21 protein-coding genes are annotated in these 22,795 nt (G+C 54.4%); 8 read left to right on the top strand and 13 right to left on the bottom strand.

Annotated elements, in window-relative coordinates:
• Positions 1-71: 71 nt before the first annotated feature.
• The 4 genes from pcaF to paaG are packed head-to-tail and all read right to left on the bottom strand — an operon-like array spanning position 72 to position 4,085.
• Positions 72-1,319, bottom strand: coding sequence for a 3-oxoadipyl-CoA thiolase (pcaF, locus tag FE845_RS07645; RefSeq protein ID WP_320159673.1), 1,248 nt, complete (start codon positions 1,317-1,319; stop codon positions 72-74).
• Positions 1,319-1,774: a hydroxyphenylacetyl-CoA thioesterase PaaI gene (gene paaI, locus FE845_RS07640; RefSeq protein ID WP_200363102.1), complete on the bottom strand. Its 456-nt coding sequence runs from the start codon at positions 1,772-1,774 to the stop codon at positions 1,319-1,321. The genes pcaF and paaI overlap by 1 nt, the downstream gene beginning before the upstream one ends.
• Complete coding sequence (gene paaH / locus FE845_RS07635) at positions 1,771-3,291, bottom strand: 3-hydroxyacyl-CoA dehydrogenase PaaH (RefSeq protein WP_200363100.1); 1,521 nt, start codon at positions 3,289-3,291, stop codon at positions 1,771-1,773. Before paaH ends, paaI begins: the two co-directional genes overlap by 4 nt.
• Before the next feature lie 2 nt (positions 3,292-3,293).
• Complete coding sequence (gene paaG / locus FE845_RS07630; RefSeq protein WP_200363098.1) at positions 3,294-4,085, bottom strand: 2-(1,2-epoxy-1,2-dihydrophenyl)acetyl-CoA isomerase PaaG; 792 nt, start codon at positions 4,083-4,085, stop codon at positions 3,294-3,296.
• Positions 4,086-4,549: 464 nt separating this feature from the next.
• On the opposite strand from paaG, the gene FE845_RS07625 reads away from it, so the two are divergent.
• On the top strand, positions 4,550-5,140 hold the full coding sequence (locus FE845_RS07625) for a phenylacetic acid degradation protein PaaY (RefSeq protein WP_200363096.1): 591 nt from the start codon (positions 4,550-4,552) through the stop codon (positions 5,138-5,140).
• 31 nt (positions 5,141-5,171) lie between these two features.
• Here the strand turns inward: FE845_RS07625 and FE845_RS07620 are convergent, their stop codons facing one another.
• The 4 genes from FE845_RS07620 to FE845_RS07605 are packed head-to-tail and all read right to left on the bottom strand — an operon-like array spanning position 5,172 to position 10,721.
• Positions 5,172-5,456 carry an EAL domain-containing protein gene (locus FE845_RS07620; RefSeq protein ID WP_227714183.1) on the bottom strand — a complete coding sequence of 95 codons (285 nt, stop codon included), beginning with the start codon at positions 5,454-5,456 and terminating at the stop codon, positions 5,172-5,174.
• A complete protein-coding gene (locus FE845_RS07615) occupies positions 5,344-6,561 on the bottom strand; it encodes a response regulator (protein WP_200363092.1) in 1,218 nt (405 codons plus the stop codon). The genes FE845_RS07620 and FE845_RS07615 overlap by 113 nt, the downstream gene beginning before the upstream one ends.
• A 7-nt stretch (positions 6,562-6,568) precedes the next feature.
• Positions 6,569-7,480 (bottom strand): GGDEF domain-containing protein, encoded by a 912-nt coding sequence (locus tag FE845_RS07610; protein WP_200363089.1) that lies wholly within the window; start codon positions 7,478-7,480, stop codon positions 6,569-6,571.
• A gap of 4 nt (positions 7,481-7,484) precedes the next feature.
• Entirely contained in the window at positions 7,485-10,721 is a 3,237-nt protein-coding gene (locus tag FE845_RS07605; RefSeq protein WP_200363087.1) for a CHASE domain-containing protein, read from the bottom strand.
• Positions 10,722-10,851: 130 nt separating this feature from the next.
• Here FE845_RS07605 and FE845_RS07600 point away from each other — a divergent pair, with 130 nt between their 5' ends.
• Positions 10,852-11,085, top strand: a complete 234-nt coding sequence (locus FE845_RS07600) for a hypothetical protein (RefSeq protein WP_200363085.1) — start codon at positions 10,852-10,854, stop codon at positions 11,083-11,085.
• Positions 11,086-11,096: 11 nt separating this feature from the next.
• Here FE845_RS07600 and FE845_RS07595 read toward each other — a convergent pair whose 3' ends face one another.
• From FE845_RS07595 to FE845_RS07575, 5 genes are all read right to left on the bottom strand, one after another.
• Positions 11,097-12,347: a CynX/NimT family MFS transporter gene (locus tag FE845_RS07595; RefSeq protein WP_227714182.1), complete on the bottom strand. Its 1,251-nt coding sequence runs from the start codon at positions 12,345-12,347 to the stop codon at positions 11,097-11,099.
• Between the two features lie 71 nt (positions 12,348-12,418).
• On the bottom strand, positions 12,419-13,729 hold the full coding sequence (locus FE845_RS07590; protein WP_200363083.1) for a TRAP transporter large permease: 1,311 nt from the start codon (positions 13,727-13,729) through the stop codon (positions 12,419-12,421).
• A complete protein-coding gene (locus FE845_RS07585) occupies positions 13,726-14,271 on the bottom strand; it encodes a TRAP transporter small permease subunit (RefSeq protein ID WP_200363081.1) in 546 nt (181 codons plus the stop codon). Before FE845_RS07585 ends, FE845_RS07590 begins: the two co-directional genes overlap by 4 nt.
• 90 nt (positions 14,272-14,361) lie before the next feature.
• A complete protein-coding gene (gene dctP, locus FE845_RS07580) occupies positions 14,362-15,408 on the bottom strand; it encodes a TRAP transporter substrate-binding protein DctP (RefSeq protein ID WP_200363079.1) in 1,047 nt (348 codons plus the stop codon).
• Between the two features lie 259 nt (positions 15,409-15,667).
• Positions 15,668-17,269, bottom strand: a complete 1,602-nt coding sequence (locus FE845_RS07575; RefSeq protein WP_200363077.1) for a class I adenylate-forming enzyme family protein — start codon at positions 17,267-17,269, stop codon at positions 15,668-15,670.
• Positions 17,270-17,414: 145 nt separating this feature from the next.
• Between FE845_RS07575 and FE845_RS07570 the strand changes: the two genes are divergently transcribed.
• The 6 genes from FE845_RS07570 (at position 17,415) to surE (ending at position 22,773) form a co-directional block, all read left to right on the top strand.
• Positions 17,415-18,209: an SDR family NAD(P)-dependent oxidoreductase gene (locus FE845_RS07570; RefSeq protein ID WP_200363075.1), complete on the top strand. Its 795-nt coding sequence runs from the start codon at positions 17,415-17,417 to the stop codon at positions 18,207-18,209.
• The gene (locus tag FE845_RS07565) at positions 18,209-18,664 is read left to right on the top strand and encodes a PaaI family thioesterase (protein WP_200363073.1); all 456 of its coding nucleotides are present in this window, start codon (positions 18,209-18,211) and stop codon (positions 18,662-18,664) included. The genes FE845_RS07570 and FE845_RS07565 overlap by 1 nt, the downstream gene beginning before the upstream one ends.
• Before the next feature lie 75 nt (positions 18,665-18,739).
• The gene (locus FE845_RS07560) at positions 18,740-19,942 is read left to right on the top strand and encodes an acyl-CoA dehydrogenase family protein (RefSeq protein ID WP_200363071.1); all 1,203 of its coding nucleotides are present in this window, start codon (positions 18,740-18,742) and stop codon (positions 19,940-19,942) included.
• A 156-nt stretch (positions 19,943-20,098) separates the two neighbouring features.
• Entirely contained in the window at positions 20,099-20,866 is a 768-nt protein-coding gene (locus tag FE845_RS07555) for an SDR family NAD(P)-dependent oxidoreductase (protein WP_200363069.1), read from the top strand.
• Positions 20,867-20,932: 66 nt separating this feature from the next.
• Entirely contained in the window at positions 20,933-21,997 is a 1,065-nt protein-coding gene (locus FE845_RS07550; protein WP_200363067.1) for a phosphotransferase, read from the top strand.
• A complete protein-coding gene (surE, locus tag FE845_RS07545; RefSeq protein WP_200363065.1) occupies positions 21,994-22,773 on the top strand; it encodes a 5'/3'-nucleotidase SurE in 780 nt (259 codons plus the stop codon). The genes FE845_RS07550 and surE overlap by 4 nt, the downstream gene beginning before the upstream one ends.
• The last annotated feature ends 22 nt before the right edge of the window (positions 22,774-22,795 follow it).

The raw sequence follows: 22,795 nt of genomic DNA, 5'->3' as shown, positions 1-22,795 counted from the left end.
CTTGTTGCCCCGACTTGGCGCCGGGCCAGCTAAAGTTCGTTGTTTCAGGCCCGTAGCCCGGGCCAATGCCATTACGCAGCGCTGTCTACGCGTTCGATAATCAGTGCAATGCCCTGACCCACACCGATGCACATGGTGCAAAGTGCGTAACGGGCGCTCTGGCCCTGTTGGTGGCGGCGCTCCAGTTCATTCAGTGCGGTGGTTACAAGGCGTGCGCCACTCATGCCCAGTGGGTGGCCCAGAGAAATAGCGCCACCGTTCGGGTTTACATGTTCGGCGTCGTCGGGCAAGCCCAAATCGCGCAGCACGGCCAGCGCCTGTGCGGCAAAGGCTTCGTTAAGCTCGATGACATCCATATCTGCCAGCTCAAGGCCCGCCGTTTTCAGCACTTTGCGGGTAGCCGGTGCTGGCCCCATGCCCATAATGCGTGGCTCAACACCGGCTGTGGCCATGGCAACTACCCGGGCACGGGGCTTGAGGTTGTGTTGTTTTAGAGCGTCACCGCTGGCTAGCAGAAGCGCGCAGGCACCGTCGTTTACACCAGAGGCGTTGCCAGCGGTTACGCTGCCATCTGCGCGGAAAGGTGTGCCTAGACTTGCCAGCTTTTCCAGAGTGGTTTCGCGGGGGTGCTCGTCGGTATCCACAACAAGCGGATCCTGTTTGCGGCGGGGTACGCTCACTGGAACGATCTCGTTATCAAAGTGTCCGGCTTTCTGGGCTGCGGCTGTGCGTTGCTGGCTGCGCAGGGCGAAGGCGTCCTGATCTTCCCGGGAGATATTGAAATCAGCCGCGACGTTCTCGGCAGTTTCGGGCATCGAATCAATGCCGTACTGCTTTTTGAGCACCGGATTCACAAACCGCCAGCCGATGGTGGTGTCGAACATTTCGGCGTTGCGGCTGAAGGCAGAGTCGGCTTTGCCCATCACAAACGGCGCCCGGGACATGGACTCCACACCGCCTGCCAACATCAAGCCAGCTTCGCCGGTGCGCAGAGCTCGGGCGGCGCTGCCAACGGCATCCATACCGGAGCCGCACAAGCGGTTGAGAGTGCAGCCAGAAACGTCAATCGGCAGCCCCGCCAAAAGGAGAGACATGCGCGCAACGTCACGGTTGTCTTCACCGGCTTGGTTGGCACAGCCGTAGAGCACATCGTCGATTGCCGACCAGTCCAAGCCGCTGTGGCGCTCCATAAGGGCCTTCATGGGAATTGCGCCCAGATCGTCGGCGCGCACGGCAGACAAAGCGCCGCCATAGCGGCCGATGGGGGTGCGAACTGCGTCTACGATATAGGCATCTTGCAAGCGTTTTTCGTTACTCATTAATCATTCTCCGACTGGATAACTTCGCCGCGCACCTGATAGGACTTCCCGCGAAACAGGGCGACTACATGGCCGTTCTGGTTGGTGACAGTAATGTCGTAAACACCGGTGCGGTTGCCTCGGGATTGCTCGACCGCGTGAGCGGTGAGCATGTCACCCTCACGGGCCCCGAGCATGTACTCAATGGAACAACCGGATGCCACGGTGGCTTTGTTGTAGCTGTTGCAGGCAAAGGCGAACGCGGAATCCGCCAAGGCGAACAGGTAGCCGCCATGGCAGGATCCGTGGCCCTGAATCATGATGCTGGTCACCGGCATGGTTACTGTGGCTTTGCCCGGGGCTACGTGGGTAATTTTCATGCCGAGGTTGCGGCTAGCCTGGTCCCGTTCGAACATGGACTCGGCGCAGTCCTGCGCCAGTTTTTGTGCATCGGGTGCGTGATGTTCGTTGCTCATGAGTAGAACCCCTTTTCAGCGAACCGGTTTTTCCTCAACAGCAATGCGGGACGATAACGGTCCTCGCCATAGCTTTGCTGGAGGTGCGTCAGCACGGTGTGCAGAAGACTGGAGCCAAGGTTGTCGCTCCAGCGCAGCGGGCCTTCCGGGTAATTGAGGCCGGCTTTCATCGCAAGATCTATATCGCTTACAGACGCCACCCCATGCAGAGCGGCATCGGCGGCTTCGTTGGCCAGAGTTGCAAGAGTGCGCATGATCACCAAAGCCGGGCGGTCGGCGATTTGGCTCACGGCAATGCCCGCCTTTTGCAATAGGGCGCAGGCGTCGGCAGTTGCTTCCGGTGACGCCTGATCTGCAGCAGCAATCGCAAGGCGGCTGGCCTTGGCGTAGTCAAACGCAAGATCCACCAAAATCAGGTTGTTGCAGGCTTCTGCCGCAGCGCGCTCTGTTGCCATGCGGCCATCGGTCAGCGCCAGAACTGCTTCGCCAAACCGCAATCGGCCGGGGCCGTCCCGCTCGATGATTTTGAGACCGCTTTCACTCAGGCGTGTTACCAGTGCGGCCATTGGGCCGGAGCTGCCTTCAACAATGAGCGTGTCTGCATCGCTGCTTGCGGCTTCAACGGTTGCTGGCTCCGGCTTTTGAGAGTCTTCCGCATAGCTGTAAAAACCCTGTCCGTTCTTGCGGCCCAAACGACCTGCTTCCACCAGCTCTTTCTGCACCAGTGAAGGTAAAAAGCGGGTGTCCTGATAGTAGGAATTGAACACCGAGGAGGTTACCGCGTAGTTCACATCGTGGCCGATAAGGTCGGTCAGCTCGAAAGCCCCCATACGAAAGCCTCCGGCTTCGCGCACGATGGCGTCTAGAGTTGCGCTGTCCGTTGCCTGTTCTTGTAACAGGCGCAGACTCTCTGCGTAAAAAGGCCGTGCTACCCGGTTAACAATAAAGCCGGGAGTAGAGGTTGCGGTTACCGGTTTTTTGCCCCACTGAGCGGCCGTTGCGTAAACGCACTGTGCAACCTCGTCGCTGGTGGCCAGACCTTTGATAACCTCTACCAGAGCCATCAACGGCGCCGGATTGAAGAAGTGCATGCCTACTAAACGCTCAGGGTGCTTCATGTTGGCACCCAGAGCGGTCACGGATATGGAGGATGTATTGGTGGCCAGAATCGCGTTATCGCTACAGACCTCTTCAAGGTCTGCCAGCAGGCTGCGCTTGATGTCGAGATCTTCGATAATAGCTTCGATCACCAAGCCCGCCTCGGCCAGCTCAACGAGTTTCTCGATCGGCTTGATGCGAGCCAGAAGCGCGTCCAGCGCCTGCTGGTCCATTTTCCCTTTGTCGACCCTACGCTGCAGTTGTTTGGCAACACTCTGGCGCCCGGCTTCTGCGGCGCCATCGCGCTGGTCGAGTAAAAAAACCTGATGGCCGGCTTGCGCGGCTACTTGAGCAATGCCGGATCCCATAGCTCCAGCGCCGATAACCGCAATGGGAGTGTTGGTGGTCATTGACTGCATGCTTATTGTCCTTTGAATTCAGGCGTGCGCTTTTCCATGAAGGCGGCAACACCCTCACGGTAGTCGTCTGTGCGCCCGGCCTCGCGTTGAAGATCCCTTTCCAGCACCACCTGCTCTTCAAAACTGTTGTCTGTGCTGGCGTGCAACGCGCGCTTGATCATCGCCAGGCCTTTAGTAGGCTGAGACGCGAAGTGGCGTGCCAGCTTCATGGCTTCATCCTGAAGTGCGTCGTCTTCCACGCACTGCCAAATCATGCCCCACTGTTCTGCTTTCTCGGCACTGAGTTTGTCTCCCAACATGGCCAAGCCTTTTGCTCTGGCCATTCCCACTGCGCGTGGGAGTGTCCATGTGCCGCCGGAGTCTGGAATCAGGCCAATCTTGCAAAATGCCTGCACAAAGTTTGCGGAGCGGGCAGCCAGTGTGATGTCGCAGGCGAGGGCAATGTTTGCGCCAGCACCGGCAGCCACGCCGTTCACGGCACAGATAACCGGCATGGGCAGGTCCCGAATGGCTTGCAGCATCGGGTTGTAGTAAGTCTCAATGGAGTGCCCCAAGTCCGGCGACTCGGCACCGGGTTTAACATTGCGATCCGACAGATCCTGCCCCGCACAAAAGCCGCGACCATTCCCGGTAAGCAACATGACCCGCACACTGTGGTCGTTACGAATGGTTTTAAGCGCAGCGCGCATTTGCTCATGCATTTCAACGTTGAAGCTGTTTAGGCTTTTGGGGCGGTTCAGGGTTACTTTGGCAATTCCCTGATCGATATCGAGAAGTACACTCTGCTCTGTCATGGAGGAGTCCTTGTGATAGCAGTGAAACCCGTTTTGATCGCTTCGGGCGGGTGTTTAAACCAGGCAGACTACCGCCTTTACCCGGTCTGTCCGGGAGCAGTATCTGTGGTGTAGCGGTTCCGGCATTGCGTTGTTCTAAGAATTTGTCGGTAAGGTCTGACAGTTATCAAGGCGGTAGCCGCAGGGCGGTGATCCGCCTTATTGATTTAAGGAAAGAGTATAGGTTCGAATTGATACCGGTCAAGAATCTCAAATCGAATTTTTGTATCACGTTGTGGGTGATGTAAGTGTTGCTCTTATAGAGCTATGATTTTAAAGGCTATTTTGTTTGTTAGCCTTTAGTCTTAGAAAGGCTTGAAAAGGGCTATAACCTCCACCACCACTGTGTAAGCTATGCAATGCTTATTCTGATACAAAAAATGTAGCTCAAAATTCCAAAAACAAACACGTTATAAGGAGGCTTTATGCCTTGTTACCGAATTGACGGTGTAACGCCAGTGGTCCACCCCACGGCTTATATCCACCCGAGTGCTGTGCTTATCGGAGATGTGCATGTGGGCCCTGATTGCTATGTAGGACCTTGTGCGTCTTTGCGCGGCGATTTTGGCCGAATTGTGATGGAACAGGGCGCCAACCTGCAGGACACCTGCGTGGTGCATGCCTTTCCCGGGCGTGATGCCATTATCCGGCGCAACGGACACATTGGTCACGGCGCTGTGTTGCATGGCTGCGTGATCGAAGAAGATGCCATGGTAGGAATGAACGCCGTTGTTATGGATGAAGCTGTTATCGCGACAAAATCCATCGTGGGCGCTGCCGCATTTGTGAAAAGCGGCTTCACCTGCGAACCGGCCTCCCTGATTGTAGGCTCTCCAGCCAAAGTGCTACGCCAGCTAAGCGATAAGGAAGTCAGTTGGAAGCAGCAGGGCACTGAGGAGTATCAGAGGCTAACCCGCCGGTGTCTGGAAAACATGCGGGAGTGCGCGCCGCTGGCTGAGGTGGACGCAGATAGGCCGAAGCTTCAGATTGGCGAGCATGATCTGAAGGATCAGTAGGCACCCGCCTGCAGTTAGCCATCAGGCGCTTCTAGTGAGCGGGGGGATTAATAAACGTGTCGATTGGCTGTGGTGTGCCGAAGAAGTACCCCTGCAGGTACACTTGCGGGTGCCGGGAAGCCAGAAAGTCCGCATGGGCTTGGGTTTCCACGCCCTCAGCCACAACCCGGGCACCCATGGTTTCGCCAATTCGCACAACCATCTCAACGATGTTGGCGTTCATAGGATCCCCCGGCGCTGACAGTACAAAGCTCCGGTCGATCTTTACCTCGGAAATAGGCAGGCGCTGTAAGCGGGAGAACAATACCGAATTCATCACCAGAAAGTCTGGCTATGGAGTCGTCTGTGAACACAGCACCGCGCAGGCGCTTGGCGAACGCTCTGATTACCAAATCACCGCACTTAAAGCCGAAGGTTTCGTTGATATAGCGAAAATTGTTGATGTCCACCACGAGGACAGCGGTAGATACACTGCCACGGGTACAGAATTTCAGCACAGTTCCAAGCTGATTCAGAAATAGGGCCCGGTTTGACAGGCCTGTAACCGGATCGCGCCACTTCAGTTCTTCCAGCCGTTGCTCTGTCTCTTTTACGCTGGATATATCATTAAACACGACAACGTAATGCGTGACTTCATTGTTGGTTGAGCGAATGGTGCTGATGGTTCGGAGCTCTGGGTAGAGCTCTCCGGATTTTCGGCGACTATGAAGCTCTCCAGACCAGTGGTCGTGCTCTGTCAGATGCTTGCGGATGCTGTCCAGGCTCAGTTGAGTATCAATATCCTTACTCAGATTCGCGTAGCTTTCATTGAGCACGTCTTTTTCGGAATACCCCGTAATGCGGGAAAATGCAGAATTCACTGCGATGATGGTGTTGCTGGCGTCCAGGAGGATAATGCCTTCCGACGTTGCCATGAAAACTCTTTCGAACAGGTTGTTGTCGGGCTGTCCGGAGTTGCTCTGCTTTTCAATCTGTTCTTTGAGCTCTTTATTGAGTGCCGTGATGTGATCAAGCATCCCGCTGAGGGAAATATGCGTGCGCACCCGGGCTCTCACCGCAGGTAAGCGGATTGGCTTTTGGATATAGTCAACGGCACCGGCCTTAAATCCCCTCTCTTCCGATCTGGAGTCGCTCAGGGCCGTGATAAATATAACCGGTATGTGCTGCAAATCGCGTCTGGCTTTCAGGTCGCGGCACATCTGGAGCCCATTCGTTCCTGGCATCATGATGTCCAGCAGAATCAGATGGGGTTTATCGCCTTGCTCAAGAATGCTCATGGCTTCCGCAGCGCTAGATGCGACCACGAGATCGTAGTCCCGGCTGAGAGCATCTGTAAGGACGCGAATGTTGGTCGGCTCATCGTCAACAACCAGAATCTTTGGTTTGCCACTTAACCTGAACAGCTCTGACTTATCTTGCATAGCTAGTTCATAGTAAGGGTCTGATACAGTTACGGCCTCCATCTTCCTTGGCTTCATAGAGATGCTTGTCTGCAGCTTCGACCAACTCTTCGGCAGTTGACAAAGATGACGGCTGAATTGCCGAGCAACCTACCGATATAGTGAAAGGCGTACAGGTTTTCGCAAATTTGGGGCAGCTCTGACACTCTGCCTGTATGGACCTCATTAGGTTGTTTGCTGCCAGCACTGTGCTTCGTTGATCAGCCCCGGGTAAAAGCGCGACAAACTCGTCACCTCCGAGGCGTGCAACCACTTCACCAGCACGTGCGAAGCTGGTATTCATGGTAGCTGCCAGCTTTTGCAGGCACAAATCGCCCTGGGCGTGACCGTGCTGATCATTGATCTGTTTGAAGTGATCCAGATCAACCAGCACCAGTCCAAGGGTATTGTTCTGGCGTGAAGCTCGTCGCCATTCCAGATCGAGCTGTTGATAGAACAGTCGCCTATTGCCAATCCCGGTTAAGGGGTCAAGAAGAGCGGCTTCTGCCAGCATGTCAGTTTTGCGCTTAAGGTCAATAAACGTGGATACTTTGGCGCTTAGGATGGTTTTGTTGAACGGCTTCAGTACATAGTCTGTGGCGCCATGCCGGAAAGCTTCCTCAATATCCTGTGTGTTGTCCGAAGCAGAAACGCAGATGACGGGCACGTCCAAGTAAGGCTCTGAAGTTCTCAGCTCGTTCAGAAAATCGAGCCCGGAACCATCGGGCAGGTACAGATCGAGAAGGACGATATCGATCTCTCCAGACAGCAGCTCCCTTGCTTCAGCTAGATTCTGGCTGATGATCAGCTCACAGGCGTCCCCCAGAATGCCAACGAGGCTGGCAATGCCTACGGGTTCATCTTCTACGATCAGCACCGTTGGTGCTCTATTTATACTCATCAGGCTAACTGCCTTGGCATTCAGGTTTGATCTTCGACAGCAAATCGGTGGCCTCGCTAAATTTGTAGGTTTCAAGCGCCCGGCGCAGGCGGGTCGCTACGCTGGTTTCGCCATTCTCTCGCAGATATTCCAGCACTTGATCAATATCACTGTCACTCGCAATTCGGTTGCCGCTCAGTCGCTGAATCATCCGCTCAATGACCTGGTTCAACGGATCGCTCATCTTGGTATCGGCCGAAGCGGTGGATTCTGCAGCGCTGGTCACTTCAGAAAGCTGCCGAGCATGCTCCACCAGAGTTGCCAGAAGTACATCTGGTCCGGGTGCTGAGTTGCCCGATTCGGTAGCTTTTTCAACCTCATCAGCAACCCTCGCCAATTCCGTGTCAGCGATATTGGCCGCCGCTCCTTTAACCTTGTGAGCAATGGCCTTGGTCGCTGCCGGATCGTTATGTTGCAAGCAGTGTTTCAGGGCAGCAATCATCTCTGTGGAGCTGGCTAGAAAGCTGCGCAGGCAACGGTTGAACAGGGCGGGATCGGCTCCGAATAGGGTTTGGTGCGCAGATCGGGATATAAAATTCGGCAATTCAACGTCGGATGTTTGATTCAGCGGGTTTGTTGCCTCAGCCGGAGGTGATAGTTGGTTGCTGGCGGCATGCTCTTTGAAAAAGGCTTGCAGCAACCTTTGAATGTCCCCGGGGAGAACAGGCTTAGTCAGGTAGTCGTTCATACCCGCGCTGAACGCGCTGCTGCGGTCGTGTTCAGATATTGAGGCAGAAAGCGCGGCTATGATTGGCTGACTGATACCCTCGTGGGCTCGTATCTGGCGGGTAATGTCTTGTCCCGTTTCACCATCCAGATGAAGATCCATCAGAACAAGATTGAATGGGCGGCTTTTCAGGCGCTGCATAGCGTCGGCACCGTTGTGGACAGACTCGGACTGCACGCCAAACGAACTAAGGTAGCTTTCAACGATTTCGCAATTGAGTTGCACGTCATCAACAATCAGTACGCTCAAATTGTGGAACAAGGGGCGAGGAGACGATGAGAGCGTGTGTTCTTCCAGCTGCGTCGGCGTGAGATGCTCGAAAAGCTTGGAGGGCGTTAGAGGTTCATAGGCTGTGCGCCCGCCGGCATCCTGAAACTCAATCATCCAGCTATGCTTGAAGCCAGCAGGTACGACTACCAGAAGCCCCTTCATTTGGTATTGCGCCGGTGCCGCCAGCAGGTCCTGCACGAAGCCTTTAGCGACCTCTGTTTCGACATCCTCCATATCGACGATCACCATTGACGGCTTGGCACTCCCTTCCTCAGACCCTGTTGCCAATACGGATTTTATTTCATTCAGGGTTGCGGCTTTTGTCAGTTCCAGAGACCAGTGCTCGCGGTAGGTTTCCAGAAGGGAAAGGTTGTGGTTCATGCCATAGTGATAGACTTGGATAGGGCTTGTAACATGGCGAGTGCCGATATTTTCCTCGTTCTCGGCCAGAGCAACAGGGATCGTCAGGGTAAACTTGGACCCCTGGTTTTCGGCGCTTTCCAGGCTGAGCGTTGCGCCCATGAGTTTTGCGAGATGGTTGCTGATTGCCAAGCCAAGGCCCGAGCCGCCGAATACGCGGCTGGTGGATTCATCGGCTTGACGAAAGTTCTCGAAAACCCGCTGTTGGTCCTCTTCTCTGATCCCGATGCCGGTATCTTTTACCGTGACTTTGAGAACCCCGTGGGTCTTATCGGTACTGTTAAATCCGATACTCACACTCACGCTGCCTTCCTGAGTGAACTTGATTGCATTCCCGACCAGATTGGTACATATCTGGGAGATTCGCAGGAGGTCGCCTGTGACACGCCTAGGCGTGGACGGCGCAATGTTCACCCGCAGTTTCAGCCCTTTCTCTTCGGCAGTGATGGCAAACAACTCAATACTGCGTTGAATCAGCGCTTCGATTTCAAAGGGCTGATAGTCCAGTTCGATATGGTCTGCTTCAATTCTCGACAGATCCAGAATGTCATTCAGAAGCTGCAACAACACCTCGGAGGCTAAGAATGCTTTACTTACCAGGCGGCGGGAGTAGTCGTTGAGGCGGGCCTCTTTTAGAAGCACCAGCATGCCGATAATGGCATTCATTGGCGTACGGATTTCATGGCTCATGTTGGCAAGAAATGCTGTTTTCACCTTAACAGCCGACTCGGCTTCAAGCTTCTGCATGTTCAGTTCTGCTGTCTTCTCGATAACTTCTTGCTCGGCCCGCCGTTTGCCGTTGGAGAGGAGTAGGAATGCAAGCAGGATAAGGCCGTTGATGATCAGGCCACTCACCAGAATGGCTACGGGTTGCCTGCTGGCGTTGTATTTGTCGAAAAGCCGGGTTGTCTGCACGTCAAATTGCCACTCCCGCCCATAAATATCGAGAGAATAGGAGATTTGGAACATAGGTGAGGTGTCGTAGTTATTCTCTCCAGTTTCATTGAACTCGCTGTAAAGCTGGTGATCGCCATCACTGATCTGAAAGTGCAGCAGCCGGTTTGTGTTTGCCAAGGTGCCTTCCATCAGCCGGGAAACAAGAAAAGGCGCGTACACAAGGCCAAGGAAATCAGCTTCCTTATTCCCTTGTTGTTGCGCGCCTTGGGTGCGGTAGAAGGGATGAAAAAACAGAAAGCCTGGCTTCTTCTCATCGTCCTGAACCAGAGCTATGGGCCCAGTAATTTGCGTTTGGCCTGTGCGCATCGCTTTTTGAGCCGCAGTGAAGCGGTTTGATTCGTGTGCCATATCGAGACCAATGGCGGCTTCGTTTCCGGCGAGAGGTTCGAGGTAGGTGATGGGCCAAAAGTCCGAACCTGTGTGAGGCGGGTGAATACGAAAACCAGGTCGCTCTTTTTGCTCTTCTGCCAGATAGGCTTCTAGTTTACTCTCTGGCACCCTTTTGATAACGCCAATGCCGCGAACGCCGGGCAACCGGTCTTGCACGGCAAGAACTTCTGCAAATTGCCGCCACTGGGTGAGTGAGAGGTCGTTGTTGTTTGCACGGATAGCACCTGCTCCGGAAATCAACGCAAACTCGTACTTTTGCATCCGGTCCATTAACAGTTCGTTGAGCTGCTCAACCCGTTGATCAAAGTGGTCTTCGGCTCTGGCATCTGCGATCTGTGACGAGATTTGCCAGGCCGCCACCGTCAGCAACAAGGAAAGGCAGATCACTATCCAATGCAGTTTGGTTATCTGGGCTGCGGCGCCCCGGGTCTTTCCCATATACTGGTCTGTTAAACGGTGAGTTTGAGTACTAAGACTCAGGTTAGCTGAGGACTCTGGGAACTACTAGTAAGACAAACAGTTAGGAGGCTGGACGTGAAACTGTATCGATGTGCAATAAAGGAAGCTTATGGGCCCTGAAGAGTGGCAGCAGGTTTTGGACGTGATTCCGGATGTGCGTGACGGCCTAACCCGAACTGAAAGGCTTATTCTGTATTTGATACACGAAACCCAAAAAGAGCGGTGCGGGCGCAATGTGCCCACGGTTATGCTTTATGGGCGGGTACTGGAATATGTTGATATGAGTGAGGCCGAGTTGCATGTCTATCTGGACCGGCTCGGCGTTCGAGGTGACGGCACCTAAGACCACCTTGCCTAATGATCGAGCACGTAAAGCCGGCGCCCGGCCCCGAGCCCGGCAACAATGGCTCCAATGGCGACCAGAGCCAGAAAGCCACCTGCAACATTCCAGCTGTCGAACTTCTCGTGCAGTATGCCCACACATAGCGGACCCAGAGCTGCCATGGTGTAGCCCAGGCTTTGTGCCATGCCCGACAAGCGCGCAGCGGCTTCCGCATCCCGCGCTCTTACGGCAAGCAAGGTAAGTGCAATGCTGAATGAGCCGCCCTGGCCCATTCCCAGCAAAACCACCCATACCCACACTCCGTTGATCGGTGCGTAAATGCTGCCGCAAAGCCCTGACAATGTTGCCAGCATCACCAGTACCAGCATAAATCGCTGGTCGCGCATGTGGCTGGCTATCCAGGGTGCTGCAATAGCGGTTGGCACTTGCATAAGAATGGAAACCGACGCGGCCAGCCCCGCATCCACTGGCGCCAACCCGCGGTCTTGAAGAATTGTGGGTAGCCAGCCAAATACCGTATAGGCCAGTGATGATTGCAGGCCCATGTAAAAAGCAATCTGCCAGGCCAGTTTGTCTTTAAACATGGATTTTGTGGGTGCGCTGGGCACCTTCGGAACGTGCTTACCGTTGAGTTGCAGCCACCAGACGAGGGCAGCGATAACGGCGGGGATTGCCCAGAAGGCCAGCGCAGATTCCCAGTTGCCGGAGAAGGCGATGCGAAGCGGCTCGGTTGCCCCAGCTGCAACAGAGGCTCCGGCGCAAAGCATGGCGGTGTAAATGCCAGTCATCAGGCTTGTGGAATTGGGGAAATCCCGTTTCACGATACCCGGAAGTAAAACACTCATCACGCCGATGCAGCCACCGGCCACCGCTGTGCCCAGAAATAAGCTGCCTGCGCCAAGGTAAGGGCGTGCCACTAACGCCACACCCAGAATGATAAGGGCCACTAACACCGCTCGTTCCAAGCCGAATTTGCGCGCTGCTCTTGGAGCCAGTGGTGCTGCAAGGCCCAACAGCAACACGGGGAGTGTTGTGAGTACGCCCTGGCCAACAGACGACAGCGACAGGCCATCGCCGATGGACGTCAGAATCGGGCCGACACTGGTGAGTGCAGGTCTCAGATTGAGGGCGACCAGCATCAAGCCCACGAACATCATTATGGTGTTGCGGGTTGGCCGAGGGCGGGGGTTGTTAATCATGAGGTTGGGCGCAATCGCTTCCACCGACATAGTGCTGAGGCGAAGGTAGCTACTGGCATACATTGTTCAGGTGCAGGCGGCAGCTTGGTATGTAACATTCACTGACCGCCTTTTTGGTGCACCTGAGTGATGGATCAGAAGAACACCCCTGGTAGCCAAGTGGCGATTTCCGGGAATACCATAATGATACCTATGGCGATTATCTCGATGATCACAAACGGAACCACAGAGGTATAGATGTCTTTCATGGTGATATTCGGCGGAACCACGCCCTTCAAATAGAAGAGGTTGAAGCCGAAAGGTGGCGTCTTGTAGCCAATTTCCATGTTGATCACGAAAAGGATGCCGAACCAGATTGGGTCGAAGCCAAGGGATTTCACGATTGGCATGAAAACCGGCAAAGTGATCAGCATGATACCAACCGGGTCAAGCACCATGGCCAGAAAGAATATAATCACCATCATCGCGATGATGATGCCCCAGGGGCCTCCGGGGATATACTGCATCATGCCTTCGATGAGCTCCTGCGCACCCATGCTCTGATACGCTGCGCTGAAAGCGTGGGCGGCAAACAGAATCCACATGATCATGCCCGTTAGCTTGAACGTGCGGATAGCCGCTTCGTGCAAAATGCTCCACTTGAGCTGGCGATACACGGCAGCTGAAATCAGCGAGCCAAGAACACCCATGGCAGCAGCTTCTGTGGGCGTAGTTATGCCGCCGATGATGGAGCCCAGCACCATGAACACAACGCCAATGGGCAGTAGAACGGCTCTCAACGCCCGGAATTTTTCGGGCCAAGAGCCACGTTCTTCCGGCGGTAATGCAGGCGCCAGATGCGGTTGAAGCGTAGAGCGCACAAGGATGTAAATAACCGTCATAACCATCAACAGCACGCCCGGCATGATACCGGCAGCAAACATTTGGCCTACGGATACACCGGTAATCAGGGCGTAGAGAATCATCAATATGCTGGGTGGTATCAGAATGCCCCAACCACCGCCTGTGTTGATGACACCCAGCGCCATCTTGCGATCATAGCCGCGCTCCAGCATGGAGGGCAGTGCGATGGTGCCCATGGCGACCACTGCTGCACCGCTGATGCCGACCATTGCCGCAAACACCGCACAAATGACCAATGTTCCTATGGCCAGACCGCCACGAAGGCCGCCGAACCACAAATGCATCATCCGGTACAAGTCTCGCGCAACACCGGTTCGCTCCAGCACCATGGCCATGAAGACAAACAGCGGTATGGCAACCAGTGTAAAACTGCCCATGGTGCCCCAGATCTGCGAGGCCACCATATAGAAGGAATCAAATCCCCAGGTGAAATATAGAAAGATCACCGAAACACCGCCGAGAACAAACGCCAGCGGTAAGCCCAGTATCAGGAAGAACAGCAACGAGCCGAAAAACAGCAGGGTCAGGATTTCAATACTCACGACTGCTCTCCTTCGGTAGTGTTCTGATCGGGGCGGTAATAGTCCAGATTGAAGGCAATGGCGATGTCTTCAAGTAGTTTGGCCAGGCCCTGAAGTACCAAAAGCCCTGTACCGACAGGAATGGCTAGCTTTACTGGCCAGATTGGGGGATTCCAGGCGGAGTAAGAGGATTCCCAACTTGATATGGACTCGTTCGCCATATCGATGCCAAACCACAGCAAGGCTAGGGTGAAAATAAAAAATATCAGCGAAGTGAAGATATCCATGGCTGCCCGTTTGCGGGGGGGCAGTTGAGAGTGCAAAAGATCGACATTCACATGCCCCCGGTGAGCCATGATGTAGCCTCCGGACATGACTGCATAAACGCCAAACAGCATCTGGGTAAGTTCGTTGGTCCAGACCGTGGGCGCGTTCAGCAGGTAACGGAATCCCACCTCCAGTAGCAGGAACGCGAACATGGCGAAAACGAGCAAGGCGATCCAGCGTCCGACAAAATCATTAAGACGGGTAACCCCGCTTATGAATGCGGTCAGCACACTCATGGCATTCTCCGGAAGGATGTTGGTTGCTTCAGGGATAAAAAGGCCGGGCGCCAAAGGCGCCAGCCTTTATCAATTAGCTAATCTCTTAGCTTAGAGGTAGCCGAGTTCCTTCAGGTAATCTTTAAGCATAGCCAGCGCCTTCTTGGCGTTTGCGCTGCGCTCGCCTTCCTCGTTCCACATTGCCTGTGCTGCTTTCACCAGCTTATCCTGAACCTCATCGGGCATAACGTTTACCTGCACGCCCTGTTCGGCGATGACCTTGGCCAAAGTTATGCGCTCCTTGTAAAGGTATTCGTTGGTACGAACCCAAAATTGCTCATCAAGAGCATCTTTGACGATTTGCTGCATGTCTTCCGGCAACTTTTTCAGTGCCTTCATGCTGACAATGATGACGTCTGTGCCTGCAATGTTCAGGGCGGGTTGCACGTGGTATTTGGCCACTTCATACAGAGCCATGCTGGCAGCGCCCTGAGCAGCACCCCAATGGGCGCCGTCAACAATGCCCGAGTCCAGAGCCGAGTATAGCTCGCTACCCGGAATGTAAGATGCGGCAGCACCCGCTTCGGTCAGGAACTTTTGCAGAGCGCCGGAGGAGCGGATTTTTAGACGGGTAAAATCATCCCAACTATTGATCGGTTTTTTAATCACCATCTCGGTGGGGTACACCTTGTCGGTCGCCCAGTAAACACCGTGTTCCGCAGCTTCGTCACGAAGCATCTGCTCAAAGCCCATGCCCTGATGGAAATAAGTGGCTTCCCAAACATTACGGAACGCAAAGGGCAAGCCGGAAGCAATGCCAGCGAGAGAAATCTTATCCTGAGCGTAGCCCGGAGAAATTGTACCCATTTCTAGAATGCCGCGACTTACGGCATTGAATGTTTCCTGAGCCTTGAAAAGCGCGCCCGCTTCATAAAGCTTGAGCTTAAGGCGGCCGTCGGTACGCTCGTCCAGAACACGCTGCAGCCTTACCAGACTGTCTGTGTAGGAGCTGCTGGCACCCGGCCAGTGAGACTGTACTTTCCAAGTGTAGGTTTCCTGTGCAGCTGCAGGTGCAGCGGTCAGGGCGGCGGAAACCCCTAGGGTAAGGGCTGACGCGTAAACGGTCAGAGTTTTGCGTGCATTGGCGAAGAGATTCATGACGTGCCTCGTTCGTTGTTGTAATGATGTTTGTTGTTGTTTCACTGTGCAGAACTGGCGACTGCAGGGTGAACTATTGTTTAGTGAATCTATCACAAGAGCTGGCTTTTGCAATAGGATGTTTTAGGCGTATACAGCAGAATATTTTTAAAAGGATAGCTCAATGATCGATAGTCAGCAGTCTCAGGGTGTGCTCCAGCTAGTCATTAATCGAACTGAGAAGAAAAATGCCTACTCCAAAGTTTGTGCTGGCATTTGATCAGCGCTGTAAGCCTTGCCAGTAGGGCTCGCGAAGCTCCCGTTTGAGAATTTTGCCGATAGTGGAGCGGGGCAGCTCTGTTCGGAGTTCGATCGCAGAGATGCGTTGGCTCTTGCCCAGTGTTTCGTTGGCCCATTCGAGTATTTCTGGCCCGGAACCTGAGTGTCCGGACCTGAGAACAACCAGCCCTAACGGTGTTTCGCCCCACTGTTCGCTTGGAATACCGATAACCGCTGCATCATCCACCGCAGGGTGAGCCAGCAGCGCCTTTTCAAGATCCACGGCGTATATGTTGAATCCGCCGGAAATAATCATGTCTTTACGGCGATCGAGTATATGAATGAAGCCCTCTTCATCGATTCGCCCCATATCTCCGCTGCGATAAAACACATCGCCTTCTGGGCTTTCCCAAACGATTTCCCGGGTCTGCTCTGGCCGATTCACGTAGCCTCGCATCATTGAGATAGCCCGACCAACGATTTCGCCGATTTCGCCTTTCGGCAGTTCGCGGCCCTCTTCGTTGATTACGCGCACTTCCGCGCCTTCCGTCGGAACGCCTACAGAATTCCACTTGTCCGGGTAGGCTGCACAGTCAAGGCTGGTGGAAATACCGCCTTCAGTAAGGCCGTAAAGCTCTCGTATATTACCGGGCCAGCGGGCCATGGCATCGGCTATTACCTCTGGCCTCAAGGGTGCACTGGTGCAGAGTTTTAGCTTGAAGCTGGAGAGATCAAAGCGATCGAACTCTGTGTCAGCCAGAATCCTCTGGTATTGCACCGGCACTAACATCGCATGGGTCACCTGGTGCGCTTCTGCGAGCTCCAGAAACCGACGAGCGTTGAACTTCGCCATGATCACCAGAGTGCCGCCATGGAACAGTGTGGGTAACACCGAAACAAGTGTGGTGTTGGAGTAAAGCGGCGTTGAGACCAGATTAACGGCATCGGCATCCAGCCCGAAGCGGCTCATGCGTACCATCTGTCTTTGCCTGAACCGGTAGTCATGAAGTATGCCTTTTGGCGTGCCGGTGGTGCCAGAGCTGTAAATGATGTTGAAGGCATCATCTATGGTTACATGCGCCGGTGCGGCTTCGGTTGACGTGTTGCCAAGCCAGTTGGTAAGTGGCTCTCCAATACCGTCACCATGTTCATCCAGAGCAATAATGCGGTCGGCTGGCAACGCCTTTAGCTCGGGTGGGACGCTATGAAGCAGATCCCGATTTGTTTGCGATACGAATAGAAATTGCGCGCTGCAATCTGACAGCATCAATCCCAGAGATTCGGCGCTGGCCATGCCTGATAGCGGAACCATACAGCCGCCTGCCGTGAGCACGCCAAGATACAAGGCAATATAGTCCGCACTGTTCTCCGATAACGCAGCAACAGAATCGCCGGTCTGCAGACCTGCCTCTCTCAGGCGGTTTGCAATCTGGTTTGTCCTCTCCAGAAGCGCCCGCCAACCCACAGTGCCTTGCTCAGTGATCAGTGCCGGATGGTTGGCGCGGGTGGATTTGAACGATTGTATCCGGTGGCCAATGGCCTCCATGGGCTCATTGTCGGTTATGGGGGCATACACCGGCATTTTTCTCAGGTTACTTTTCATTTTTGTGCCTTATGCTGCTATGGTGTTTTGACTAGTGAAATTTACTTCCGATTATATTGACTCAAAATCGGAAGGCATGACAAATTAATGCGAAAGCAAAACCGCCAGCGCAATAATAAAATTAGCGACACGAAGGGGCAGCGGAATGGAGCGTTTTGAGAATCGGGTGGCACTTGTTACCGGGGCTGGCAGTGGTATAGGCCGCGCAACTGCTTTGAGGCTGGCCCGCGAAGGTGCCCGAGTTGTCTTGGCGGATACGTCCGAATCGGGTCTGGTGGAAACCGGGAACCAGATGCCAGAAAGTGCTGAGCATCGCAGGCGCATCGTCAACGTTGCCGATGAAACTCAGGTAAAGGATCTGGTAAGCGAGACGATCAAGGCTTTCGGGAAAATTGACATCCTGTGCAATATCGCAGGCATTGCGAGTACAGGGAAGGGGCATCCGCCGGTCACTGAAAACGAGCGCGACGAGTGGAACAGCGTGCTGTCCGTTAACCTCATTGGCACCATGTTGCTCATTAAGCATGTTGCACCTCATATGCAGGCTCGCAAACTCGGTTCCATTATTAATACAGCGTCGGTTGCTGGTATCCGTTCAGGCGCGGGAGGCAACGCTTACAGTGCCTCCAAGGCTGGAGTGATTAACCTCACCATGACCGCTGCGTGTGATCTTGGTGGCGACAATGTCCGCGTGAACGCCGTGTGCCCGGGTCTGGTCGAGACCGGCATGACCAAACCGATATTTGACTATGCCCGTGCCCATGAAAAAGCCCACAAACTGGGCGCTCGCTGCGAACTCCGCCGCTACGGCGACCCGGAAGAAATTGCGGCGGCCATTCTGTTTTTTGCCAGTGATGATGCCAGCTATATCACCGGGCAGGCGCTGCCTGTGGATGGTGGCAACACGGCCTCTTTAAACCTGCCGGGAATGAAAGTGTAATGAGTAAGCACGAGCTTCCTTCTGTTGATCGAACCTATGTTGATGGCACGGAGTTGCCGGGCTTCCACAACTTGCTGGGCTACCGTCAGGCCAGCTGGGAAGAAAATGAAGCAGTTATTGAACTCGAGTTGCAATCCCGGCACCTGAATCTGGGTGGAGTCATTCACGGTGGCGTGCTTACCTCGCTACTTGATATTGCCATGGCTCAGGCTGGCACACACTGCCCCTTCCCGGGGCGGATGCGTAAAGCCATTACCTTGTCTCTGACTACGACGTTCACCGGCCAATGCTCCAGCGGCACTATCCGAGTGATCGGACGGAAGCGCGCTGGGGGAACCCGGATTTTCAACAGCACCGGTGAAGTCCTCGACGACCAAGGCAACCTGCTCGCCATTGCCGAGGGCACATTCCGAATCCGGTCTGGCAGTGACAAGCCGGAAGGCGTCCCAATCTGATTTTCAGTCTACAAAACAAAAACCCGATCGGCTGTGAAGGCCGGTCAATGAGTCTGTATCAAAGAGGAATGAGTCATGTTTGAGTTATCAGACAAAGTAAAAAAGCTGCAGGCGCAGTTGACGGAGTTCATGGATGCTCACATTTACCCCAACGAACATAAGCATCATGAGCAGATCGAAAGGGCAGAGAATCGCTGGGCGCCGGTTCCGATCATCGAGGAGCTGAAGGTAAAGGCGAAGGCCCAAGGTCTCTGGAACCTGTTCCTGCCTGAGAGCGATCTGGGGGCTGGGCTGACCAACTTTGAATACGCCCACCTTTGCGAAATTATGGGCCGTTCTGAAATGGCTCCGGAGGTATTCAACTGCTCCGCACCGGACACCGGCAATATGGAAACCATTGCCCGATACGGTAATGAAGAGCAGCAGGAGCAGTGGTTGAAGCCCTTGCTGGCGGGTGAGATCCGGTCCTGTTTTTCTATGACCGAGCCGGATGTGGCTTCTTCAGATGCGACCAATATTGCTTGTGAAATTCGTCGCGAAGGCGATGAGTATGTGATCAATGGTAAAAAGTGGTGGTCTTCAGGTGCCATGACGACGTCGGCAAAAATTGCCATCGTGATGGGCAAAACCGATCCGGCGGCGCCTAAGCATCAACAGCAATCCATGATTCTGGTACCTCTGGATGCGCCCGGTGTAAAACTGATTCGCCCCTTAACTGTGTTTGGTTACGATCACGCACCCCATGGCCACGCAGAAGTGCATTATGAAAACGTGCGGGTTCCTGCCAGCAATATTTTGCTGGGTGAGGGGCGTGGCTTTGAAATTGCTCAGGGTCGCCTTGGGCCTGGCCGTATTCACCACTGCATGCGCACTATTGGTGTTGCTGAGCGAGCGCTGGAATTGATGTGCAAGCGTGCCAATGAGCGCGAGGCATTTGGCAAGCCCCTGTCCAGCTTTGATTCTATCCGCAAGGATATTGCCCGTAGTCGTATTGAAATCGAGCAGGCGCGACTGCTGACGCTGAAGGCTGCGCATATGATGGATACCGTAGGTAATAAGGTAGCCCGTCAGGAGATTGCCATGATTAAGGTGATTGCTCCGAGCATGGCTTTGAAGGTGCTTGATCGCGCTATTCAGGTGCATGGCGGTGCAGGTGTGAGTCAGGACACTTTCCTTGCGTCAGCTTGGGCGAAGGTTCGGACATTGCGTTTGGCGGATGGCCCGGATGAGGTACATCTGGATTCTGTGGCCAAGATTGAATTGCGTCAGTACCGGTAATCAGACCGAAACCTTTGAGGAGGCGCGAGCGGGAAGAGTGTTCAGGGGCACGCTGTGAATACGTCCCTGTACGCTTGTCAAAAACATCCCTGTTTTTGGCATCCCCTGAACGCTCTTCCCGCCCGCGCCCCAAGCACCGTGCATGAGGATCGAGTTATGAACAACCCGCTTTTTGATATGACCGGAAAGGTAGCCCTGATAACGGGCTCCACCAAAGGTATCGGCCGTTCAATTGCCGAAGAAATGGCCCGCCTGGGCGCGAAAGTTGTTATCTCCAGCCGTAAAGCCGAGGCCTGTGAACAGGTTGCGAATGAGCTGAAGTCGCAAGGTTTCGAGGCCATGGCCATACCCTGCCACGTAGGTAAAAAAGACGATCTGCAGAATCTGGTAAACAAAACCAACGAAGCCTGGGGCACGATCGACGTGCTGGTTTGCAACGCGGCTACTAACCCCGTTTATGGCCCAACCTCGGAAATGACTGACGAGGCCTGGGACAAGATCATGGACACCAATGTTAAAGGTAGCTTCTGGCTTACCAACATGGTGCTGCCTCAGATGGCACGGCAAGGCGAGGGCGCTGTTGTAATGCTGTCCAGCATTGCTGGAATCCGTGGTAACACCACCATTGGTACTTATGGAGTGTCCAAGGCAGCAGAAGCCGCACTGGCGAGAAATTTGGCCGTGGAGTGGGGGCCGAAAGGCGTCCGTATAAATAGTATAGCCCCCGGCCTGATCAAAACCGACTTCGCCAAAGCGCTCTGGGAAGACCCTGTTCGCGTGAAGCGCGCAGAAGATAAAACCCCTTTAAGAAGGATTGGTGATCCGGTTGATATCGCTGGTCTGGCTGTCTTTTTGTCAACCAAAGCCAGTGCCTATATAACCGGCCAAACCATTGTAGCCGACGGCGGCGAAACGATTTGTTGAAACAGGGCCTCGCGCGTGGCGGTGAGGCCGGCGGCACATAAAGATTAAAGAAGGCTGAGGCGAGCAATGAGTATGAAGCCGGAATTGGTGGACGTTTTACCAGCACATAAATTCGATCAGTCCAGACTTCTGGCCTGGCTGCAAAAGGAGTTGCCAGAGATTGGTAGTCGATTGTCGGTGAAACAGTTTCAGGGTGGTCAGTCGAACCCAACGTTTTTACTGGAAACCGACAGCGGCCGCTATGTTTTGCGCAAAAAACCACCGGGAAAAACCCTACCTTCCGCCCATATGGTGGAGCGTGAGTACAAGGTGATGCGCGCATTGTTCGAGCACACCAAGGTACCCGTTCCCAACGTTCGGGTGCTTTGTGAGGACAATGACGTTATTGGTACGCCGTTTTACGTGATGGACTTTTTGGAAGGCCGTATCGTCAGTCATTCTGCTCTACGAGAGTTGGATCGTAAGGACCGGTTACGAGCCCACCATTCTGCTATCGATACGCTCGCAGGGCTGCATTCCGTGGACGTAAATGCCGTTGGCCTTAGCGACTACGGGCGGCCAGAGGGTTATGTGGCACGTCAGGTTTCGCGCTGGAGCAAACAGTATCTGGCGGCAAAAACTGGCGACATGCCTGCCATGGACAAATTGATGGCTTGGTTACCGGAAAATCTGCCGTCGACCGATGAGTGTGCCATCGCCCATGGCGATTACCGTTTTGGAAATCTGATGTTAGCGCCGGACACACCGGAGGTTATTGCTATTCTGGATTGGGAGCTTTCCACTCTGGGGCACCCGCTGGCGGATCTGGCCTATTACTGCTTGCCTTACCATCTGCCCTCAGACCTGACGGGTATGCGCGGGCTTCTTGGAGAGGATTTGGAAGCACTGGGTGTACCGGATGAGCAGGCAACCATCGCTCGCTACTGCGCTAAAACTGGGCGTGACAGCATTGCAGACTGGCACGTGTATCTCGCGTTTTCATTGTTTCGGTTGGCTTCTATCCTTCAGGGGGTCTACAAGCGCGCGCTCGACGGCAATGCTGCCAACGCCAACGCTTTGGAAGTGGGCGAGCGAGCGAGCCTGTTGGCTGAAACAGGCTGGGCGATTGCGAGTGCAGGTGAACGAGTATGACACCCCCCATGGTACGGCGAATTCTGATCACCAACGACGACGGCATTAATGCCCCGGGGCTGGCGAGGCTGGAAAAGATTGCCCGCAATCTGGCGGAAGAGGTTTGGGTTGTTGCTCCTGAGCATGATCGCAGTGGTGCAGGCCAGAGCATCTCCATTCATCACCCGTTGCGGGTGTACGAAACCGGGGAGAAGCGCTTTGCGATTTCTGGTACTCCGGCAGATTGCGTTCACTATTCGCTGGCACAATGGTTCAGTGAAGCGCCTCCGGACCTTGTGTTGTCCGGCGTTAACTGCGGTGCCAACATCAGTGACTCGGTACAGTATTCTGGAACGGTGGGTGCTGTGCTCAGTGCTCAGCACATGAACATTCCCGCCATTGCTTTGAGTCAGGCTTTTTTGTCCCGGGACGGTATCGACTGGGCTCCTGTCGAGCGTTTTGGTGAAACGATGATCCGAAAGCTCTGGCAGCCGGGTGAAACGCGAGCCTGGAACGTTAATTTTCCCGCCTGCGCGGTTGGGGATATTGTCTCCGCGCGCTGGTGTGAACAGTCAAGCGGTTCGATACAGAAAGCCCGCTTGCAGGCCGGCCAGGACTCTCGCAGCTTGCCATATTGGTGGCTCGGGTTTGATCGCAGTTCGCGGCATATCGTAGCGCCGGACTCCGATGTGGCTGTGCTGAGAGATAGGGCGATTGCGATAACGCCGTTGCGGCATGAAGCCCCCCTGCCCGGGGAAACGAAAGAATTTGATCTGTCCGCAATGCTGGCAGACTGATTTAAACCTGAAGAGAATAATA

The organism is Marinobacter sp. 1-4A (assembly GCF_016597725.1).
In the GTDB taxonomy this organism is placed as follows: domain Bacteria; phylum Pseudomonadota; class Gammaproteobacteria; order Pseudomonadales; family Oleiphilaceae; genus Marinobacter.
This window is presented reverse-complemented; position numbering and strand designations above follow the sequence as displayed.

What these genes read in the sequence shown, in the direction of transcription:
- pcaF (WP_320159673.1), bottom strand. Translation starts at nt 1,319, where the DNA reads ATGAGTAACGAAAAACGCTTGCAAGATGCCTATATCGTAGACGCAGTT.
- paaI (WP_200363102.1), bottom strand. Translation starts at nt 1,774, where the DNA reads ATGAGCAACGAACATCACGCACCCGATGCACAAAAACTGGCGCAGGAC.
- paaH (WP_200363100.1), bottom strand. Translation starts at nt 3,291, where the DNA reads ATGCAGTCAATGACCACCAACACTCCCATTGCGGTTATCGGCGCTGGA.
- paaG (WP_200363098.1), bottom strand. Translation starts at nt 4,085, where the DNA reads ATGACAGAGCAGAGTGTACTTCTCGATATCGATCAGGGAATTGCCAAA.
- FE845_RS07625 (WP_200363096.1), top strand. Translation starts at nt 4,550, where the DNA reads ATGCCTTGTTACCGAATTGACGGTGTAACGCCAGTGGTCCACCCCACG.
- FE845_RS07620 (WP_227714183.1), bottom strand. Translation starts at nt 5,456, where the DNA reads ATGAATTCGGTATTGTTCTCCCGCTTACAGCGCCTGCCTATTTCCGAG.
- FE845_RS07615 (WP_200363092.1), bottom strand. Translation starts at nt 6,561, where the DNA reads ATGCAAGATAAGTCAGAGCTGTTCAGGTTAAGTGGCAAACCAAAGATT.
- FE845_RS07610 (WP_200363089.1), bottom strand. Translation starts at nt 7,480, where the DNA reads ATGAGTATAAATAGAGCACCAACGGTGCTGATCGTAGAAGATGAACCC.
- FE845_RS07605 (WP_200363087.1), bottom strand. Translation starts at nt 10,721, where the DNA reads ATGGGAAAGACCCGGGGCGCCGCAGCCCAGATAACCAAACTGCATTGG.
- FE845_RS07600 (WP_200363085.1), top strand. Translation starts at nt 10,852, where the DNA reads ATGGGCCCTGAAGAGTGGCAGCAGGTTTTGGACGTGATTCCGGATGTG.
- FE845_RS07595 (WP_227714182.1), bottom strand. Translation starts at nt 12,347, where the DNA reads ATGTATGCCAGTAGCTACCTTCGCCTCAGCACTATGTCGGTGGAAGCG.
- FE845_RS07585 (WP_200363081.1), bottom strand. Translation starts at nt 14,271, where the DNA reads ATGAGTGTGCTGACCGCATTCATAAGCGGGGTTACCCGTCTTAATGAT.
- dctP (WP_200363079.1), bottom strand. Translation starts at nt 15,408, where the DNA reads ATGAATCTCTTCGCCAATGCACGCAAAACTCTGACCGTTTACGCGTCA.
- FE845_RS07575 (WP_200363077.1), bottom strand. Translation starts at nt 17,269, where the DNA reads ATGAAAAGTAACCTGAGAAAAATGCCGGTGTATGCCCCCATAACCGAC.
- FE845_RS07570 (WP_200363075.1), top strand. Translation starts at nt 17,415, where the DNA reads ATGGAGCGTTTTGAGAATCGGGTGGCACTTGTTACCGGGGCTGGCAGT.
- FE845_RS07565 (WP_200363073.1), top strand. Translation starts at nt 18,209, where the DNA reads ATGAGTAAGCACGAGCTTCCTTCTGTTGATCGAACCTATGTTGATGGC.
- FE845_RS07560 (WP_200363071.1), top strand. Translation starts at nt 18,740, where the DNA reads ATGTTTGAGTTATCAGACAAAGTAAAAAAGCTGCAGGCGCAGTTGACG.
- FE845_RS07555 (WP_200363069.1), top strand. Translation starts at nt 20,099, where the DNA reads ATGAACAACCCGCTTTTTGATATGACCGGAAAGGTAGCCCTGATAACG.
- FE845_RS07550 (WP_200363067.1), top strand. Translation starts at nt 20,933, where the DNA reads ATGAGTATGAAGCCGGAATTGGTGGACGTTTTACCAGCACATAAATTC.
- surE (WP_200363065.1), top strand. Translation starts at nt 21,994, where the DNA reads ATGACACCCCCCATGGTACGGCGAATTCTGATCACCAACGACGACGGC.